Below are 17,523 nucleotides of genomic sequence, written 5' to 3' on the forward strand. Positions count from 1 at the left end.
ACGATGACAGACCGGCTGCGCCTCACCATTCTCGGCTGCGGCTCGTCACCGGGCACGCCGCGCATCACCGGCGACTGGGGCAATTGCGATCCGCACAATCCGAAAAATCGGCGCATGCGCACGGCAGCCCTTGTCGAGCGGATTGCCGAGAGCGGCGCCCGCACCACCGTCGTCATCGACACAGGACCGGATTTCCGCCAGCAGATGCTGATGGCCTCGGTCAAACGCATCGATGCCGTCGTCTACACCCATCCACATGCCGACCACATCCACGGCATCGACGACTTGCGCGGCTTCGTGCTCGACCAGCGGCAGCGGATCGATATCCATGCCGACCAGCCAACGATGCTGCGGCTGCGCCAGGCCTTCGGCTACTGTTTCGAGACGCCGCCAGGCAGTTCCTATCCACCGATTGTCGACGCCCATATCATCGATCACACAAAGCCGGTCGTGATCGAAGGCGAGGGCGGTGCCCTCACCCTCGAGCCGCTGCCGCAGGTCCATGGCGACATCATATCGCTCGGCTTCCGCATCGGCGGACTAGCCTATTGCCCCGACATCAGCGATTTTCCGGCTGCCACCGCCGAACGGCTGCGTAATCTCGATGTCCTGATCATCGACGCGCTGCAGTACAGGACGCACCCGAGCCATCTGTCGCTTGGCGAGGCGCTTGAGTGGATCGAGCGGCTGGCCCCGAAACAGGCTGTGCTGACCCATATGCATGGGCCGCTGGACTACGCTACCGTGATGGCTGAGACTCCGGCAAATGTCGAGCCGGCATTTGATGGCATGGCGCTTGAAATTCGTTATAGATCAGACAGATAGAATATTCTCTTCATAGCTGATGGCACTGATCGCCTGGCAGCGAGCCGCCGATACAGGTCCGATGTCGAGATCTTGCACCTGGGATCGCCACACGGCCGCCGCCAGTTCGCTGTCGCTTCAAGATTGCAAAATGCCAAAAGAGGATTGCATTGTCAGGCCGGTGGATGCTCGTCGATCTGCATTGCAGGCCTGACAGGCAGTCTATGTGATGGCTTCCTAAAATATACATTGAGAGCAAGAGGCGCTAACCTTTGCCCGTTAGTTGGAAAGGAGAGGCCCGATGATTCGCGAACTCGTACTTACAGTGACGCTTCTTGCTCCTATCGCTGCCACAGCGCAGGAATTGCCAACCGTCCCTTACTTGCCGCTTGAGCGGGCAACCAAGGCAGCACAAGCCGCGCTGGAGGCCTGCGCTGCCGAAGGCAGCAATGTCAGCGTCGCCATCGTGGCGCGGAGCGGCGCGACGCAAGTGCTGCTCAAGGCCGATAATTCCGGCGCACACACCGCATCCAGCGCCGAAGGCAAGGCCTTCACCGCGGCAGCCTTGGGTCGCGACACTGCGGGGCTCGCCGAATTCATAGCCTCCAAGCCGGCAAATGACGGCATGCGTGACATGGATCGTCGCATGGTGATCCAGGCTGGCGGCTTGCCGGTCAAGTTCGGCGATGCCCTGGTGGCCGGCATTGGCGTCGGCGGTGCTCCTTCGGGCGATATCGACGCCAAATGCGCCGCCGCCGGGCTCAAGGCGATCGGCGCCGCCGAGTAGACCTGCCTAGACCTGCCTAAGATGCCAACGCAGCCCGTCCAAGGCGGGCTGCTCTGTTGAACGGGGTTCAGTCTGTGAACCCTGTCTCCACACCGGAACCGGCGGACGTAAGATCGCATTCGACCGGCAACCGACGGCCGATCCTGAGACCCGAGCTGGAAGCTTAGTTCCATAATCTATCTTATGCGACTTTCGGCAAGGTGGGAATGTCGCTCCTGCTTGTGCGCAGCCAATCTCCCCACCTCAACTCTCCTGACACGGTTTTTGGTGCCCGTTCTGCTAAACTGGTGAATTGGAATGAACGCTTTGCAGATCACAGGCCACATGGCAGCCGCTTCGTCGCCGCCCGCGAGGGCATCGAAGCTGCAGCAATGGCTGTCGTCGGCTACCTGCGTAGCCGCTCTCTGTGTTCGTCAAGAATGCGCTCAATGGTCCGGACTCGGTCCTGCCGACGGTTGAGACCTCTGCGTGCTTTGCCGCGAGCGTGCCGCTCATAGATTTCCCGGCTCGCCTGGAGCTGCTCGATATACACCTTATCGGGCTTCCCATTCTCAAGGCGGTCGAACACCCAGCAGAACGGCGCCGGGAGCTGGCCTTCGCGATAGCGCGGGCTTGCCGAGGCCTGATCTTCGTCGAGGATTTCCTGCAGCACGACCTGATCCCAGACTTCCGGGTTTTCATCGCTGCGCTTCTTCCACAAGGCGAGGATCTCGCGAGCAGCCGGCGTATCGTTGATGAGGATGGTTCCAGCCATCAGCCGGCCACTTTCGCGATAGACCGCGATGTCGCAATCAAAACCGGCGAGCTCCGGCCAGGGATCATGATGGAAGACCGTGTCGACGTCCACATACAGCAGCGGTCCCTGAAGCCTCCTACGCATATTGACAAGGAATGTCGGCTTCAGGCTCGCGTTGCGCACCCAGGATCCAGCGTCGGCGAATGGCCGGGCTTGGACAGAAAGGCCAAGACGCCACGCTGACGCGGTCATGCGAGCGGCTTCTGTCTCATAGAAGGAGTTGATCGTAAAGAACGCCACGATTTCACCGGCCTTGTCCGGGTTGCCGGACGGCTGTGGGTTTATCGGGAAGGGAGCGAGCATTTCCCGGTGCCTGTGTTTGGTGGCCCGGAACAAATCAAGAATGTGGGTGAGCAACGCGAAGCCTTATTAGGATATGAATATTTAGACGCCAAGCATATAGCAATAAGTCCGAATAGCCTCGCAATGCGATAAAGTCATCGGTAGCGGCGCAGAAAACATTGGGCCACAACCATTTTGTTGACGAGGGGCGCCAGCTGGGCCGAGGCCGCGGTCTGGAACTCCTGTCCTTGCGCTCAACCAGATCATTTCGCCGGCCATGATGCAGCCGTAAGGATCCACCTGGTCGATGACCTCGGCGAGTTCGTGCTTTGGATCTGGCGACGCGCTGCTGGTTTGCCCCCGGCTTCTCGAGGCAACCTCCCTACCCCAGAACTTTCAATGAGCTCCGCTCGCTCTGGTTGCAGCATTCGGCCTACCGTTCCCAAAAAGGCTTTGCGAGCTCTGCCTCGACCTGCCCTCTCGTCAGTCCGATGTCGTCGATCAGATGGGGATTGTCCTTCGACATTCGCTCAAGCTCCCAGCGAAAGCGTATCCGCTCGCGCCAGGTCCGATCGTGCCAGGCCGCGACAATGCTTCGCAGGGTCGCCAAGTGCCGACGCGACGCTTCCGCCAGCACTACAGGCATTCTCGGCCGCACCGTCGGACACCGCGTCGATGCAAGGGTATCGTTCATGGCAACCTCCTATGGTTTGAGGGTGGGTCCTCGACTTGGGACCTCGACCTGAAAGAGGTTGAATTGTGCCGGATGCGAACAGTGCCGTAATTAAGCTCTCCCAAATAGTTCTCAAAATTTCCAAACGGGCTATAGATGCGCCTTATGCAGGGATCGCGCTTTGCCTTCGGTCCGTTCGTGCTTGATCCGGATGCGGGAACGCTGCTTCGGAACGATGATCCTGTTGCCGTCGGCTACCGCGGGCTGAAGCTGTTGGCGGCGCTCGTCGGGCGGCCTGGCGAAATCCTCGACAAGGCCAAGCTGATGGATGCGGCGTGGCCGGGTACGGCCGTCGAGGAAGGCAATCTCACCGTCCAGATCGCGCAGCTGCGCAAGCTGCTTGGTCCGTCCGCCGACGGCGGTGAATGGATCACCACTGTTCCGCGCGTCGGCTACCGCTTCACGGGGATCGTCGAACCCCTCGATGGCGCGAACCGAAAAGCTTTGCCGCTGCCCGACAAACCGTCGATAGCCGTGCTCCCCTTCGTCAATCTCAGCAACGACCCCGAACAGGAGCCCTTCGCCGACGGATTGACCGAAGACCTGATCACCGACCTGTCCAGGGCCTCGGGTCTGTTCGTCATCGCGCGCAATTCGACCTTCGCCTACAAGGGAAAGGCGGCGGACGTGCGCGAGATCGCCCGGGAGCTTGGCGTGCGCTACCTCCTGGAGGGCAGCGCAAGACGTGCCGCGGGGCGCGTGCGCATCAACGCCCAGCTGGTCGACGCGGCGAGCGGCGATCACCTGTGGGCGGAACGCTTCGATCGCGGCCTGGACGATATCTTTGCCGTTCAGGACGAGGTGACGGCCAAGATCGTGGAGGCGCTGCTTGGCCGGCTGCGCGCGCCGCCGCCGCGCAATCGGCCCAAGACTCTCGAGGCCTACGATCTGTGCGTGCGGGCGCGCAAGCTGATCGACGATTCGCCGCAGACCGCGCGGGAGGCGCATCTGATGCTGACGCGCGCGGTCGCGCTCGATCCGGACTATGCCGAGGCCTATCGCTGGCTTGCCATGAACCACTGGATGGGATGGGTGCATTGGGGCGAGCCGGTGGAACCCAACCGCCGTATTGCCCTGGAGCTGGCGCGCAAGGCGGTGGCGATCGATCCCAACGACGCCGGCTGCCGATGGGTGCTCGGCAACCTGCTTGCCTATGAACGCAACTTCGCCGAGGCGGATGCCGAGTTCGCCAGAACGTTCGAGCTCGACCCCAACGAGGCCGATGCCTGGGCGACTTTGTCTGACATCTCCGTGCTGGCCGGGCGGGTCGAGGAAGGACTCGAACAGATCCGCAAGGCGTTCCGGCTCAACCCGTTTCCGGCAAGCTGGTACTATCTGACGCTCGGCGCGGCGCAATATGCGGCGCGCGACTACGAGGCCGCGGTCGAGACGTTGCGTCGGGACGAGACTTACCGCACCAGCTCACGCCGCTTCCTGGCGGCCAGCCTCGCGCAGCTCGGACGGCTCGATGAGGCGCGCGCGGAAGTCGAACTGTTCCTCGTCGGCAATCCGCATTTCACCACCAGCCACTGGGTCTGGACGGAGCCCTTCCGCGATCCGGCGATGCTCGACCATTTCGTCGATGGCTTCCGCAAGGCCGGCCTTCCGGAGTGAAGCGCCGCTGGTCCCCTGACCACGCCGCCTTCCCGCCGTTTGTCTACTCCTCGAAGCGGCCCGTGGCGTCACGATCGCGCTCATATCGTCTCGTGAGCGGAAACGGCGGCAACCAGGACTCGCGACGGACGATCCAGCTTTCGTAGGTCGGCGTCAGTTGGTCCGGGGCATCCAGGGATCCCAGGTTCACTTCGATTTCGTCGGCGGTGCGACCAAAAATGGTCGAGCCGCAACGGGGACAGAAGAACCGCCCGGCGTAGTCACGGGTTTCGCCATCGATCGTCACCGCATCCTGAGGGAAAATCGCGGAAGCATGAAAAAGCGCCCCGTGATGCTTGCGGCAGTCGAGACAGTGACAAAGGCCCACCCGGTATGGGCGTCCAGTCGCCACAATTCGGACGTTGCCGCACAGGCAACCGCCGGTGAATCGGTCCATGCTGCATTCCTCCAAATCAAGCGAGCTGGATGTTTACGAACAACTCCACCATCCATGAACGCGACGCCAGCCTTTCAGCTAATGCGTCTGCGGCTGAAGTTCGATCCGATAGCCGAGCACGCGCCTTCCGGCCGGCTCGATCAGCATCACTCCTGGCTTGTCGGCGAATTCGCCATCGAAATCCACCGGGCTGGCGAGGCCGTGCCAGGGTTCGATGCAGAGGAATGGCGCGCCGCCCGGCTTTGACCAGACGCCCAATTCCCGGAATCCGTTCCAATGCATCTCGATCGCCGGACCACGATCGGCACCGTAACGCACAGCGGTGCTGGAAGGCTGGTCCAGGATCAAGGCATCCTCGTCAAACAGCCGATCCGACAAAGCGAGAATGTTGCCCTCGATGGGCGTCGGCTGCCTTGCCGCCAGCAGTAACCCGTCCTTGAGACGGCGGATCGGCGCATGCTCGGGCTTTGCAAAGGTCAGGCGGTAGGCCTCCTTGGGCAGGTCCGGCAGCAGCGGCCAGTTGAATGCCGGGTGCGCCCCGATCGACGCCGGTAGCGGCTCGTCGCCGGTGTTGGTGATCTCGAACGTGACGCCAAGCTGCCGGCCGTCGAGAGTGTAGGTTACCGCCAGACGGAAGGCGAAGGGGTAGTGCGTTCGGGTCTCCGTGTCGTCGGTGAGCACCAGCATGCAGGACCGAGAACCCCTCTCCGCCCAGGCAAACGACTTATCGCGGGCGAAGCCGTGCTGCGTCATCGGATAGGTCTGGCCGCGATGGCGCAGTTGGTCGCCCTTCAGCCGGCCGACGATCGGAAACAACACCGGGGAATGACGGCGCCAGGCCGGTCCGGCCTGCCACACAAGCTCCAGCCCATCCGCATCCCGCAGCGAGACCAGTTCGGCCCCCTGCCCGACTATAACGGCCGAGATGTCGTCGCCATGAAGTGTCTGGCTGTCCTGTGCCATATGTTCTCGCGGTTTGTCTTTGCTTGGCCGGCAGGCTAGCAAATGGCCAGGCGTGAACTCAAGGCGGCGGTTTGCATTGCGTTTCACACAGTCACGATGAACGTGCGATGGCACAAGCGGGCAAGGCGCCGTCTCAAATGAAGAGTGGCCGGAGATTTCCCTCCGGCCACGGCAAGATGCAAGGTGTTGCCTGCTACAGTTCGGACTATTCCCGCTCGCCGGTGAAGTTCAGCAACAGCTGGAAGATGTTGACGAAGTTGAGGTAGAGCGAGAAGGCGCCGAAAACGGCCAGCTTCTGCCGCGACTCCGCGTCGAAGTTCTCCGCATACTGTTCCTTGATCGACTGCGTGTCCCAGGCAGTCAGGCCGATGAACACGGCGATGCCGATCACCGAGATGGCGAACTGCAAAGCGGTCGAGCCGAGAAAGATGTTGACGATGCTGGCGATCACCACGCCGATCAGGCCCATGATCAGAAAGGACGAGAACTGGGTCAGGTCACGCCGGGTCGTGTAGCCGTAGAGGCTGGTGGCGCCGAACATGGTGGCGGCGATGAAGAAGGTGCGTGCGATGCTGGTTCCGGTGAAAACCAGGAAGACCGAGGCCAGCGACAGACCCATGACCGCACAGAAGGCCCAGAACATCGCCTGCGCGCTTGCCGCCGACATCGTCTGCATCTTGAACGAGAACAGCAGGACGAAGGCGAGCGGCGCCAGCATCACCACCCATTTCAGCGGGCTGGAAAAGATTGGCACGTAGAGCGCGGGCGTCGACGACACCATGAACGCGATGAGGCCGGTGACCACGAGGCCGAGGCCCATATAGTTGTAGACGCGCAGCATGTGCTGGCGCAGGCCCTCGTCGTAGAGGGCGCCGCTTTGTGCGCCGGTGCCGACGCGGTATCCCAGATTGGGCGTGTTCATTTGCATTCTCCTTTGTGAACGGATCAGTAAAGCGTTCTCGCAAGCGTCTCGGCGGCGCGGTCGAGGTCGCGGACCTCGCTTTGCGCAACCACCGCATAAGCGACCTCGCCGATCTGGAAATAGGCCGAGGAAATGTCGCCCGAGGGCGCGACGGTCGGCTTGACCACGTCGAAGGTTCCCGGCCGTATCGCGAACAGCGACACCAAGCCCATCTCCTTGGTCTCGACCGCCATCTCGACGCTGGGGCCGAAGCGCGATGGATAGACCTGCACGTCGCGGACCTTCCAGTCCTTGGGCAAGGACGGCATGACGATGGCCGTCGCCGCGCGGATTTCGCCGGCATTGTAGTTTGGCGCCTCGGCCTGCGAAGACATGCTTTCGCGCACAAGGGTCGTCCTGTGTGCGCGCACCGCCTCGTCGACATAGGCGGGCGGCTGCGGCGAGGCGACGACCCTGGTCACCGACATCGGCCCGACGATGCCGTTGGCCAGCCAGCCGGCGGCGACGAAAGCGGCCACCGCCGCGGCACGTTGCAAGACGCCGAAGATGCGGCCCCGGGCAAGCCCCCTCTCCAGGCGCCGCGCGGCATCGGTCGTCACCGGCCTCGCCATGCCGCCTGATCCGGCCAGCGCCACGCGCAGTTCGTCCCGCATCCTGAGATCCGACATCACACGCGCGGCCGCTTCCGGCCGGGCGGAGAGGAAGGCCTCGACTTCGATACGGCGCGAGACGTCGAGCTGATCGTCGACATAGGCGTCGAGATCGGCGTCCGTCACGGGGTCGATAGTTCCTGTCATGACGGGCCTCCAACAATCCTGAGGTGATTTTTCGCCTTCGTCGGAGTCCCCTCCTCCATCTCCCGAAGCGCGGCGCGCGCCCTACCGATGCGCGACATCAGTGTTCCGAGTGGCACGCCGCTGGCATCGGCCGCCTGGCTGTAGGAAAGGCCCTCAATGGCGACGAGATGCAGGGCCGAGCGCTGTTCTTCGGGCAGGCTGAAAAAAGCATCGCGCACCTGGCCCAGGCGCACCGAATGCTCCTGCGGCGCCGGCGCGCTGCCGTCCGCAAGGTATCCCGCCTGTTCGAGGCGCGCTGCCTCCGAGCGGCGCGAGCGCATGCGGTCGATGAACGTGTTGTGGACGATGGACAGCAGCCAGGCTCGCAGGTTCCCGCCCGAGCGGAAGGTGCCGCGCCGCTCATAGGCGCGCACAAGAGCGTCATGCACGAGATCCTCGGCATCGGCACCGTCGCGCGTCAGCGAGCGCGCGTAACGCCTGAGCGAACCGAGTTGTCCGACGATATCGAAGCGTGGCATCGACCGTTTCATGCCCTGTTTACGGAACATGTGGGGGTTTTAATCCCGGCCCCGCAGATTTTTTCGCGAAACGCCGCAGATATGCAGCCGCCGAGGTAGCTCGCAGCGATGCCAGGCTATGCGATTCAGGCTGGCGCGAGTTAAAACCGCTGGTGCAAGGGGGTCGATTTGCGTATCACTCCGCCGCGCCAACGGAACCATGCAGATGTTTGAAAACCTTCAGCCGGCTGCCGCCGACAAGATCCTTGCCCTGATCGGCCTCTATCGTGCCGATCCTCGACCCGACAAAGTCGACCTCGGTGTCGGCGTCTACAAGGATCGCGACGGCAAGACGCCGGTCATGCGGGCCGTGCGCGAGGCGGAGAAGCGGCTGCTGCAGGGTCAGGACACCAAGACTTATCTCGGCCTCGCCGGCGACACCGGGTTCAATACCGTGATGGCCAGGCTGGCCTTCGGTGCGGATGCAGACATGACGCGGATCCGTGCTGCGCAGGCGCCGGGCGGCTCCGGCGCGCTGCGGCTGGTAGCCGAGCTTTTGAAGCGAACCCGTGCCGATGCGACGGTCTGGTTGTCCGACCCCACCTGGCCGAACCACATGCCAGTGATGCGCGCCGCCGGGCTGCAAATCCGTGAATATCCCTATTTCGACGCGATATCGGGCGCCGTTCGCTTCGACGACATGCTGGCAGCACTGCGCACCGCGAAGGGCGGCGACGTGGTGCTGCTGCATGGCTGCTGCCACAACCCGACCGGCGCCAATCTGGACATCGCGCAGTGGGCCGCTGTCACCGATCTCGTCGTCGAGCGCGGCCTGCTGCCGTTTGTCGACATTGCCTATCAGGGCTTTGGCGATGGCCTCGAGGCCGATGCCGCCGGACTGCGGCTGCTGGCCGAAAAAGTTCCGGAAATGGTCGTCGCGTCCAGTTGCTCGAAGAACTTCGCCGTCTACCGCGACCGTGTCGGCGCGGCGATGATCCTGGCCAGGGACGGCGCGCAGGCCGACGTGGCGCTGGGCCAGATGCTGTCGGCGGCTCGTGCCATGTATTCGATGCCGCCGGACCATGGCGCAGCGGCAGTGCGCATCGTGCTCGAGGACGCGGTCTTGCGCGCGGACTGGGAAGCCGAGCTCGAGGAGATGCGCCTGCGCATGCTCAGGCTTCGGGTGCAATTCGCCGAGGCGCTGCGCCGGCAGTCCAATTCCGACCGCTTCGATTTCGTCGCCAGCCATCGCGGCATGTTTTCCCGGCTTGGGCTCACGGAAGCGCAGGTCGAACGGCTGCGCGCGGAATATGGCGTCTACATGGTCGGCGACAGCCGCATCAATGTCGCCGGCCTGCCGGAAGACGGCATGGACAAGCTCGCCAAGGCGATCGTTTCCGTGCTCGACTGACCGGACTTGTTCGGCGCAACTGTGGACAAGCCCGCTTCGCTCGCCGACAGCATTGGCCGCGCGCGGACCGCGCGATAGCATCCGCCGCATGAAGCCATCGAAAGACATTTCGCGCCTGATCGAAATCATGGCGGCGCTGCGTGCGCCAAAGACCGGCTGTCCCTGGGATATCGAACAGGATTTCTCGACCATCGCGCCTTACACGATCGAGGAGGCCTATGAGGTGGCCGACGCCATCGCGCGCGGCGATCTCGACGATCTGCGCGACGAACTCGGCGATCTCCTGTTGCAGGTCGTTTACCACGCGCGGATGGCTGAGGAGGCCGGCGAGTTCGCTTTCGGAGACGTGGTCCAGGCCATCACCACGAAGATGATCCGCCGCCATCCGCATGTTTTCGGCGACGAACAGGCCCGCAGTGCCGGCATGGCCAAGGGCATGTGGGAGAAGATCAAGGCACAAGAGAAGGCCGAGAAGCGTAGCGCCCGTCTCGCGCGCGGACTCGACCCGGAAGACAACGGCAAGGGGTTTCTGGACAGCGTGCCGGTCGCCCTGCCCGCACTGACGCGGGCATTGAAGCTTCAGGAGAAGGCCGCCCGCGTCGGTTTCGACTGGAGCGAGGCAGCGCCCATCCTCGACAAGATCGAGGAAGAGATCGGCGAATTGCGCGAGGCGCTGGCCAAAGGCCAAACCGCGGAGATCAAGGATGAATTCGGCGATATGCTGTTTGCCGTCGTGAATCTCGGCCGTCACCTGAAGCTCGATTCGGAAGCAGCGCTAAGCGGCACCAACGAGAAATTCCGTTCGCGCTTCCACTATGTCGAGCAGGCCCTGGAGAATTCCGGCAGCTCGCTGGAAAAGGCTGATCTGGACGAAATGGAAGCGCTCTGGCAGGAAGCGAAGAGCGCGAAATAACTGGCGTTAGCCGTTATTCTTGCGACGCAATCTGCTTTCGATCTCTTCGCGGGCACTTTGCGTGGCCTTGAGGGAGATGGTGGCGCTGCCGTCGTCATTGTCGGTTCGCGAAACGACATCGCCATTGCGGTAAAGCCAGTCGACAAGGCCGAACTGCGCCGGCCCGATCGTCACCGTCAGATCTTCAAGCTCGCCGGACATGCGTGTCTCGATGATCGCGTTCAGCGCGTCGATGCCTTCGCCCGTGACAGCCGATATGGCGACGGGAGGCGCCTTGGCATCCGTACTCTCGGCAAGCAGCCGTGCGCGATTGCCTTCATCGAGCAGGTCGACCTTGTTCCAGACCTCGATGACCCGCTTGGTATCGCCGGCGTCGACGCCGAGATCGGCCAGGATGCGCTCGACGTCCTCGGCCTGGGCGGATGTGTCAGGATCGGAGATGTCGCGCAAATGGATGATGAGATCCGCCTCGACCACCTCTTCAAGCGTGGCGCGGAAAGCCGCGATGAGATGCGTCGGCAGGTCCGAGATGAAGCCGACCGTGTCCGAGAGGATGATCGGCGTGCCGTGCGGCAGCCGCACGCGGCGCAGCGTCGGATCGAGCGTGGCGAACAGCATGTCCTGCGCCAGCACCCCTGCCCCGGTCAGCTTGTTGAACAGCGTCGATTTTCCGGCATTGGTGTAGCCGACGATGGCCACCACCGGAAACGGCACCTTCTTGCGCTTGGCACGATGCAGGTCGCGGGTGCGGCGCACCGTCTCCAGCTCGTGCTTCAGCTTGACGATCTTGTCCTGCAGGACGCGCCGGTCCGATTCGATCTGGGTTTCGCCGGGGCCGCCGAGGAAGCCGGCACCGCCGCGCTGGCGCTCGAGGTGGGTCCAGCTGCGCACCAGCCGGCCCTTCTGGTAGTTGAGATGGGCAAGCTCGACCTGCAGCGTGCCTTCCTTGGTGCGGGCGCGCTCGCCGAAGATCTCGAGGATCAGCCCGGTGCGGTCCAGCACCTTGGCGTTGAATTCCTTCTCGAGGTTGCGTTGCTGCACCGGCGTCAGCGGATGATCGACGATGACCACCTCCGCGTGCCCTTCCTTAACGATCTCCGCCAACTCCTCGACCTTGCCGCTGCCGAGCAAGGTCGCCGGACGTGGATCGTTGATGGTAACCACGGCCGTGTGGATCAGATCAAGATCGATGGCGCGGGCAAGGCCGACCGCCTCATCATGACGGGCCTCTGCCGAGCGCGTCAACCGCGGACGGCTGGTGTCGTCCTCGCCGCGCGGCTGGCGGGTAAGCACCGGCACGATGACAACTGCCCGGGTCGGACCCTCGGCCTCCGTCCCCGGCTGATGTGCTGATTTTCCGCGAACGCTGCGGTCCGGGTCCTTCTCACGTGCCAATCAGGCGCCCTGGCTTTCCTCGCCATCGAACATCTGAACCGGCTGGCTCGGCATGATCGTGGAAATGGCGTGCTTGTAGACGAGCTGGGAGTGGCCGTCGCGGCGCAGCAGGACGCAGAAATTGTCGAATGAAGTGACGACGCCGGTCAGCTTCACGCCGTTGATGAGAAAGATGGTGAGCGGGTTCTTGCTCTTGCGAACAGAGTTCAGGAACAGGTCCTGAAGGTTTTGCGATCGTTCCGCCATTGTTCTTGTCTTTCGCCGATCCCCTTCGGTTTGCAGGCCAATGCGCCAAATTAACCAGCACATGTCAAGCGCGCAAACACCGTCTTGTCGTCAGTAACGACAAGCAGAACGAGATATATTGATGTTCATTCCACCTGTGCGGTTATCAGGCTGGACTTTTTTCCGCAATGTCAAAAAAGGCTTGCCGCAACGAAAGTGTTATCGAGCCGGGGTGGCCGTTGGCGATCGGGTCGCCGTCTATGGCCACGACCGGCATGGCGATCGTGGTCGCGGAACTGATGAAAGCCTCCCTCGCCGCCTTGGCCTCGGCGACGGAAAAACCGCGTTCCTCGATCTTGAGTCCGAGCTTGGCCGCCACTTCAAACATGGTGGTGCGGGTTATGCCGCGCAGAATACCGTGCTCGGCGGGCCTGGTGACCAGAACGCCGTCCCTGGTGACGATCCAGGCATTCGACGACCCGCCTTCCTTGACGTTGCCGTCCGTATCCACGAACCAGGCTTCCTGCGCGCCAGCTTCCTTGGCCTTCTGCTTGGCTAACACATTGGCTAGCAGGCCGGTGCTCTTGATGTCGACGCGATCCCAGCGATTCTCGGGCACGGTGATGACGGCGATACCGGTCTCGGCCCGCTTGGCTCCAGCAGCGGGATCCAGCTTCCTGGCGGTGATCACCAGCGACGGCCTGGTATCAGCCGAGGGGAAGGCGAAGTCGCGGCTGGCGACGCCGCGTGTGACCTGAACGTAAACCAGGCCGTTGACGACATGGTTGCGATTGACCACTTCGCGCATGATGAGCGGCAGGACGCCTGGGGTGACGGGCCAGCCGATCGACAGCTCGCTCAGCGAACGGTTCAGCCGGGCGAGGTGACGCGGCATGTCCACGATGAAGCCGCGCGCCACTTCGCAGACCTCGTAAACGCCGTCGGCGAACTGGTAGCCACGGTCTTCGATATGCACAGCGGCATCGGCATGAGCGGTGTAGCGCCCGTTCACATAGGCAATACGCGGCATTTGTCACCTCGGGGGATCTGCTTCGGCTTGTTTAAGCGATTCCGCCTCAACAGTGATGGATAATCGCGTGGGCCACTGAAGCAACTCCAGAAAGCGTGTAACGGTTTTCCGGCCGGAACTGCTTGAGCAAGGTATCGAACCGGGCCGGCAATGCATCAAACGCCGAACCGCTCAAGATATCAGTCAGACGCCGAGCGACTTCAGCTTGCGGTGCAGCGCGGAACGCTCCATGCCGATGAACTCGGCCGTTTTCGAGATGTTGCCGCCGAACCGGTTGATCTGGGCGATCAGATAGTCCTTCTCGAATTGTTCGCGCGCCTCGCGCAGCGGCAGCGCCATGATGTGCTGGTCCGACTGGTTCGGCGTGCGAGGCATGACATCGCCGATTTCGGACGGCAACAGGTCGGCGGTGATCGGCGCATCGACATTGTCGCCGCGCGCCAGGATCATCAGCCGTTCGACATTGTTGCGCAATTGGCGAACATTGCCTGGCCAATTGTGCGCCTGCAGCACCGCCATGGCGTCATCGCCGATGCGGCGCGGCTTGATGCCGGCCTGACGGGCGATCTGCTTCATGAAATTGTCAACGAGATAAGGAATGTCCTCGCGCCGCTCGGCAAGTCCCGGCACCGTCACCGGTACCACCGCAAGGCGATGATAAAGATCCTCGCGGAAACGGCCATCGGCGATCATCGCCTCCAGGTTCTGCGACGTCGAGGAGATGATGCGGACATCGACCTTGACCCGTTTGGTGCCGCCGACGCGCTCGAACTGCTGTTCGACCAGCACACGCAGGATCTTGTTCTGCGTCTCGCGCGGCATGTCAGCCACCTCATCGATGTAGAGGATGCCGCGATGGGCTTCCTCCAGGGCGCCGACCTTGCGCTCGACACCGTTCGATTCGGTGCCGAACAGTTCGATCTCCATGCGTTCGGGCGTGATGTTGGCGGCGCTCAGCGTCACGAAAGGCGCGCTCTTGCGTGCCGACAGCGTGTGGATGGCGCGCGCGGCCAGCTCCTTGCCAGATCCGGAGGGCCCAATGATCATGACGCGGCTGTTGGTCGGCGCGACGCGCTCGATGGTCTGGCGCAACTGGCTCATCGCCGACGACATGCCGATCAGGTCGAAGGTCTCGCCGCTGCGCAGCTTGAGATCGGAAACCTCGCGCCTCAGCTTGGAGGTTTCCAGCGCACGCTCGGCAATCAGAATCAGCCTGTCCGCCTTGAAGGGCTTCTCGATGAAGTCATAGGCGCCGCGTCTGATGGCGGAGACCGCGGTCTCGATGTTGCCATGGCCCGAAATCATTACCACCGGCAGGTTGGGGTGCATGGTCTTGATCTCGTCCAGCAAAGCCAGGCCGTCCAGGCGCGAACCCTGCAACCAGATGTCGAGGAAAATCAGCCGCGGCGCTCGGTCGGCGATGGCTGCCAGCGCGGTGTCGGCATCGGATGCCGTGCGGGTTTCGTGACCTTCGTCGCTCAGTATGCCTGCGACGAGCTCACGGATGTCTTCCTCGTCATCGACGATCAGAATATCAGACGCCATTACCGACCTTTTCAGTTTCTCTTTCGTGTTCCGTCCTGCTTTCGCCGCGCGCTGGCGCCACGGCCGCAGGTGGCAGGATGATGCTGATCATCGCGCCGCACCCGCCGTGGAAATCCGCAGGCGCATCGTGGAGCTCCAGCCTGCCGCCATGGTCCTCCACGATCTTCTTGACGATGGCGAGGCCAAGGCCCGTGCCCTTCTCACGTGTGGTCATGTAGGGCTCCAGCAGCCGCTGACGATTCTCCCGCGGCAGGCCTTTGCCATTGTCGATGACATCGATGCGAATCGCGCCATTCTGACGTCCGGCTTGAATCCGGATTATGCCGTGCGAACCGTCCTTCTGTTCCAGCCCGTCGATCGCTTCGGCAGCGTTCTTGATCACGTTGCCGAAAGCCTGCGCCAACAGGCGGCTGTCGAAAGTACCCTTGAGCGGTTCGTTGCCGAATATGCGCTCGAACGTGATGTCGGAACGGCTCACCTCGACCAGGAAGGAGGCCTCGCGCAGGGATTCACGCAGGTCTATGGACTTCATCTCGGGCTTCGGCATGCGCGCGAAAGCGGAGAATTCGTCGACCATGCGACCGATATCCTCGACCTGCCGGATGATCGTGTCGGTGCACTGGTCGAACACCTCGCGGTCCTCGGTGATGACCTTGCCGTAGCGGCGCTTGATGCGCTCGGCTGAAAGCTGGATCGGCGTCAGCGGGTTCTTGATCTCATGGGCGATGCGGCGCGCCACATCGGCCCAGGCAGAGGAGCGCTGCGCCTGGACCAGATCGGTGATGTCGTCGACCGTCACGACGTAGGATTTCTCCTCCGTGCCGTTATCGCCGGCCTCGATGGTGATCTGCACGTTGAAAGTCCGCTCCGTGCCGGCGCGGAAAAACGTCACCTGCTCGCGATAGACGGGCTTGCCCGATTGGCGGCCGATCTCGAAGACGCGGCCGACATGCGGCAGAATGGCGGAAAGGTTCTGCCCGAGCGCCGCACTGGCCGAAATGGCCAGCATGGACTCGGCCGAGCGGTTCACGATGGTGACGATGCCATAAGGATCGACGCCGATGACGCCGGCGGTGACACCGGCCAGCACCGCTTCCGAAAAGCGCCGTCGCTCGTCGATCAGATCCTTGGCCGACAGGATCTCGTTGCGCTGCGATTTCAATTCCTGCAGCATCTTGTTGAAAGTATTGCCGAGCGAGGCAACGTCGCCGTCGGACGGGCGCACCGGCACGGCGACGTCGAGATTGCCGGTCGCGACCTCGTCGGCAGCGCCGATGAGCTGACGAATCGGCCGCACCAGCCGGTCGGCCACGGCAATGCCGGTCCAGATTGCCGACAGGATGATAATCAAAGTCAACGACAGATAAGGCAACGCGAAAGCCACCTGCGAAGTGCGCCTGTTGTCTTCGAGATTGCGATATTCGTCGGTGTTCGATCTGACGATCTGGCGCGCCTTTATCACCTCGGGATCGACCAGCCGGATCGTGTAGAGGTAGAGCCCCTCGATCTCACGCAGCTTGACGATGGCGCCCATGATGTTGCGCGTGCGCGGCTCGATCAGAACCGGCTTGCCGTCGGTGGCGCTGGCGACCGCTCCCTCCGGCGGTTCCGGCATGGCGAAGTCGGCATCGGTCTTGGCGCTCATCACGAAGGAGCCGTCGGGCTTGATCAGCGCGGCATGCGCCAGCGAGCGGCCCACCGCCTCCTTGCTCATCAGATCGAGGAAGCCAGTTCGGTCGAGGCCGTAAAGCGTGCGCGACGCGTCGAGGTCATAGGCCATCGACAGCGTCGTGCCCTGCAGGTTGCGCGCGTTTTCCTGCACATAGGCATCGGCGATGGAAAGCGACGAATTGACGATCGTCTTGGTGCGAATCTCGAACCAGCGGTCGAGGCCGATATCGAGCGTGATCGATGCGATGATGGCCACCATGATGGCGGGGATGGCGGCGACGAGCGCGAACATGGCCACGATGCGCACATGCAGCCGCGAGGCTGCCTTGCCATGCCGGCGCGCCATGACGATGCGATGCACCTCCCGGCCGATCAGTGCGATCAGCAACAGGACGAAGATGGCGTTGAGCGCGATCAGCGCCCAGGTTGTCCTGGCATCGGGCGCAATCGGCGTCGCGCCGACCAGGATCGCGAACGAAATGGCCGCCATGACCAGCGCACCGACGACCGCCACCACGCCGGGCAGCGCCAGCAGCCGGCGCCCGTCACGCGTGCCGGGGTCGTTGAAAAGCGGTTCGTTCGGTGTCGGAGCCTGCGAAGCCATGTCGCCGTCTAGAGCCAGTGATTGCGTCGGATCTATGCAACGCATTGTGGCGATTATGCAACAAGTGTGGCCTGGACGGAAATCTTTCGCGGACAGTC

17 protein-coding genes are annotated in these 17,523 nt (G+C 62.8%); 5 read left to right on the forward strand and 12 right to left on the reverse strand.

Annotated features, from left to right (window positions below; genetic code table 11):
* The first annotated feature begins 3 nt into the window (after window positions 1-3).
* Window positions 4-825, forward strand: coding sequence for an MBL fold metallo-hydrolase (locus tag FJ426_RS10935; RefSeq protein ID WP_140525182.1), 822 nt, complete (start codon window positions 4-6; stop codon window positions 823-825).
* A gap of 280 nt (window positions 826-1,105) precedes the next feature.
* Complete coding sequence (locus FJ426_RS10940; protein WP_140561186.1) at window positions 1,106-1,591, forward strand: heme-binding protein; 486 nt, start codon at window positions 1,106-1,108, stop codon at window positions 1,589-1,591.
* Window positions 1,592-1,976: 385 nt separating this feature from the next.
* On the opposite strand, the gene FJ426_RS10945 is transcribed toward FJ426_RS10940, so the two are convergent.
* Together FJ426_RS10945 and FJ426_RS10950 are read right to left on the reverse strand one after the other, a co-directional pair.
* Window positions 1,977-2,744, reverse strand: a complete 768-nt coding sequence (locus FJ426_RS10945) for a putative nucleotide-diphospho-sugar transferase (RefSeq protein WP_210239466.1) — start codon at window positions 2,742-2,744, stop codon at window positions 1,977-1,979.
* Window positions 2,745-3,102: 358 nt separating this feature from the next.
* Window positions 3,103-3,363: a DUF1127 domain-containing protein gene (locus FJ426_RS10950; protein ID WP_181172788.1), complete on the reverse strand. Its 261-nt coding sequence runs from the start codon at window positions 3,361-3,363 to the stop codon at window positions 3,103-3,105.
* Between the two features lie 135 nt (window positions 3,364-3,498).
* On the opposite strand from FJ426_RS10950, the gene FJ426_RS10955 reads away from it, so the two are divergent.
* Entirely contained in the window at window positions 3,499-5,016 is a 1,518-nt protein-coding gene (locus FJ426_RS10955; protein ID WP_181172787.1) for a winged helix-turn-helix domain-containing tetratricopeptide repeat protein, read from the forward strand.
* A gap of 43 nt (window positions 5,017-5,059) precedes the next feature.
* On the opposite strand, the gene FJ426_RS10960 is transcribed toward FJ426_RS10955, so the two are convergent.
* The 5 genes from FJ426_RS10960 to FJ426_RS10980 all read right to left on the reverse strand — a co-directional run bounded on the left by FJ426_RS10960 (window position 5,060) and on the right by FJ426_RS10980 (window position 8,652).
* Complete coding sequence (locus tag FJ426_RS10960; protein ID WP_140561185.1) at window positions 5,060-5,452, reverse strand: GFA family protein; 393 nt, start codon at window positions 5,450-5,452, stop codon at window positions 5,060-5,062.
* Window positions 5,453-5,530: 78 nt separating this feature from the next.
* Window positions 5,531-6,415 (reverse strand): aldose 1-epimerase family protein, encoded by an 885-nt coding sequence (locus FJ426_RS10965; RefSeq protein WP_140561183.1) that lies wholly within the window; start codon window positions 6,413-6,415, stop codon window positions 5,531-5,533.
* A gap of 205 nt (window positions 6,416-6,620) precedes the next feature.
* Window positions 6,621-7,337, reverse strand: a complete 717-nt coding sequence (locus tag FJ426_RS10970; RefSeq protein ID WP_140525179.1) for a Bax inhibitor-1/YccA family protein — start codon at window positions 7,335-7,337, stop codon at window positions 6,621-6,623.
* 23 nt (window positions 7,338-7,360) lie between these two features.
* Window positions 7,361-8,134 (reverse strand): anti-sigma factor, encoded by a 774-nt coding sequence (locus tag FJ426_RS10975; RefSeq protein ID WP_140561181.1) that lies wholly within the window; start codon window positions 8,132-8,134, stop codon window positions 7,361-7,363.
* On the reverse strand, window positions 8,131-8,652 hold the full coding sequence (locus FJ426_RS10980; RefSeq protein ID WP_246675531.1) for a sigma-70 family RNA polymerase sigma factor: 522 nt from the start codon (window positions 8,650-8,652) through the stop codon (window positions 8,131-8,133). Before FJ426_RS10980 ends, FJ426_RS10975 begins: the two co-directional genes overlap by 4 nt.
* Before the next feature lie 205 nt (window positions 8,653-8,857).
* On the opposite strand from FJ426_RS10980, the gene FJ426_RS10985 reads away from it, so the two are divergent.
* Together FJ426_RS10985 and mazG are read left to right on the forward strand one after the other, a co-directional pair.
* Window positions 8,858-10,042, forward strand: coding sequence for an amino acid aminotransferase (locus FJ426_RS10985; RefSeq protein WP_140561178.1), 1,185 nt, complete (start codon window positions 8,858-8,860; stop codon window positions 10,040-10,042).
* Window positions 10,043-10,130: 88 nt separating this feature from the next.
* Window positions 10,131-10,955, forward strand: a complete 825-nt coding sequence (mazG, locus tag FJ426_RS10990) for a nucleoside triphosphate pyrophosphohydrolase (protein ID WP_140561176.1) — start codon at window positions 10,131-10,133, stop codon at window positions 10,953-10,955.
* Window positions 10,956-10,961: 6 nt separating this feature from the next.
* Here mazG and hflX read toward each other — a convergent pair whose 3' ends face one another.
* The 5 genes from hflX to FJ426_RS11015 form a co-directional block, all read right to left on the reverse strand.
* Window positions 10,962-12,350 carry a GTPase HflX gene (hflX, locus tag FJ426_RS10995; RefSeq protein ID WP_140561174.1) on the reverse strand — a complete coding sequence of 463 codons (1,389 nt, stop codon included), beginning with the start codon at window positions 12,348-12,350 and terminating at the stop codon, window positions 10,962-10,964.
* Window positions 12,351-12,596 carry an RNA chaperone Hfq gene (hfq, locus tag FJ426_RS11000; RefSeq protein WP_006202172.1) on the reverse strand — a complete coding sequence of 82 codons (246 nt, stop codon included), beginning with the start codon at window positions 12,594-12,596 and terminating at the stop codon, window positions 12,351-12,353. It abuts the gene before it with no gap.
* A 145-nt stretch (window positions 12,597-12,741) separates the two neighbouring features.
* Window positions 12,742-13,605, reverse strand: a complete 864-nt coding sequence (locus FJ426_RS11005) for a D-amino-acid transaminase (RefSeq protein WP_140498570.1) — start codon at window positions 13,603-13,605, stop codon at window positions 12,742-12,744.
* A gap of 183 nt (window positions 13,606-13,788) precedes the next feature.
* Entirely contained in the window at window positions 13,789-15,150 is a 1,362-nt protein-coding gene (locus FJ426_RS11010) for a sigma-54 dependent transcriptional regulator (protein ID WP_140498569.1), read from the reverse strand.
* Window positions 15,140-17,425: a PAS domain-containing sensor histidine kinase gene (locus FJ426_RS11015; protein ID WP_181172786.1), complete on the reverse strand. Its 2,286-nt coding sequence runs from the start codon at window positions 17,423-17,425 to the stop codon at window positions 15,140-15,142. Before FJ426_RS11015 ends, FJ426_RS11010 begins: the two co-directional genes overlap by 11 nt.
* Window positions 17,426-17,523 lie beyond the last annotated feature (98 nt).

The organism is Mesorhizobium sp. B2-6-4 (assembly GCF_006441495.1).
In the GTDB taxonomy this organism is placed as follows: Bacteria; Pseudomonadota; Alphaproteobacteria; order Rhizobiales; family Rhizobiaceae; genus Mesorhizobium.

Excerpts from the sequence above, each read along its gene's own strand:
- FJ426_RS10955 (WP_181172787.1), top strand. The coding sequence starts at position 3,499 with ATGCGCCTTATGCAGGGATCGCGCTTTGCCTTCGGTCCGTTCGTGCTT.
- hfq (WP_006202172.1), bottom strand. The coding sequence starts at position 12,596 with ATGGCGGAACGATCGCAAAACCTTCAGGACCTGTTCCTGAACTCTGTT.
- FJ426_RS10960 (WP_140561185.1), bottom strand. The coding sequence starts at position 5,452 with ATGGACCGATTCACCGGCGGTTGCCTGTGCGGCAACGTCCGAATTGTG.
- mazG (WP_140561176.1), top strand. The coding sequence starts at position 10,131 with ATGAAGCCATCGAAAGACATTTCGCGCCTGATCGAAATCATGGCGGCG.
- FJ426_RS10985 (WP_140561178.1), top strand. The coding sequence starts at position 8,858 with ATGTTTGAAAACCTTCAGCCGGCTGCCGCCGACAAGATCCTTGCCCTG.
- FJ426_RS10970 (WP_140525179.1), bottom strand. The coding sequence starts at position 7,337 with ATGAACACGCCCAATCTGGGATACCGCGTCGGCACCGGCGCACAAAGC.
- FJ426_RS10980 (WP_246675531.1), bottom strand. The coding sequence starts at position 8,652 with ATGCCACGCTTCGATATCGTCGGACAACTCGGTTCGCTCAGGCGTTAC.
- FJ426_RS10975 (WP_140561181.1), bottom strand. The coding sequence starts at position 8,134 with ATGACAGGAACTATCGACCCCGTGACGGACGCCGATCTCGACGCCTAT.
- FJ426_RS11010 (WP_140498569.1), bottom strand. The coding sequence starts at position 15,150 with ATGGCGTCTGATATTCTGATCGTCGATGACGAGGAAGACATCCGTGAG.
- FJ426_RS11005 (WP_140498570.1), bottom strand. The coding sequence starts at position 13,605 with ATGCCGCGTATTGCCTATGTGAACGGGCGCTACACCGCTCATGCCGAT.
- FJ426_RS10935 (WP_140525182.1), top strand. The coding sequence starts at position 4 with ATGACAGACCGGCTGCGCCTCACCATTCTCGGCTGCGGCTCGTCACCG.
- FJ426_RS10965 (WP_140561183.1), bottom strand. The coding sequence starts at position 6,415 with ATGGCACAGGACAGCCAGACACTTCATGGCGACGACATCTCGGCCGTT.
- FJ426_RS11015 (WP_181172786.1), bottom strand. The coding sequence starts at position 17,425 with ATGGCTTCGCAGGCTCCGACACCGAACGAACCGCTTTTCAACGACCCC.
- FJ426_RS10950 (WP_181172788.1), bottom strand. The coding sequence starts at position 3,363 with ATGAACGATACCCTTGCATCGACGCGGTGTCCGACGGTGCGGCCGAGA.
- FJ426_RS10940 (WP_140561186.1), top strand. The coding sequence starts at position 1,106 with ATGATTCGCGAACTCGTACTTACAGTGACGCTTCTTGCTCCTATCGCT.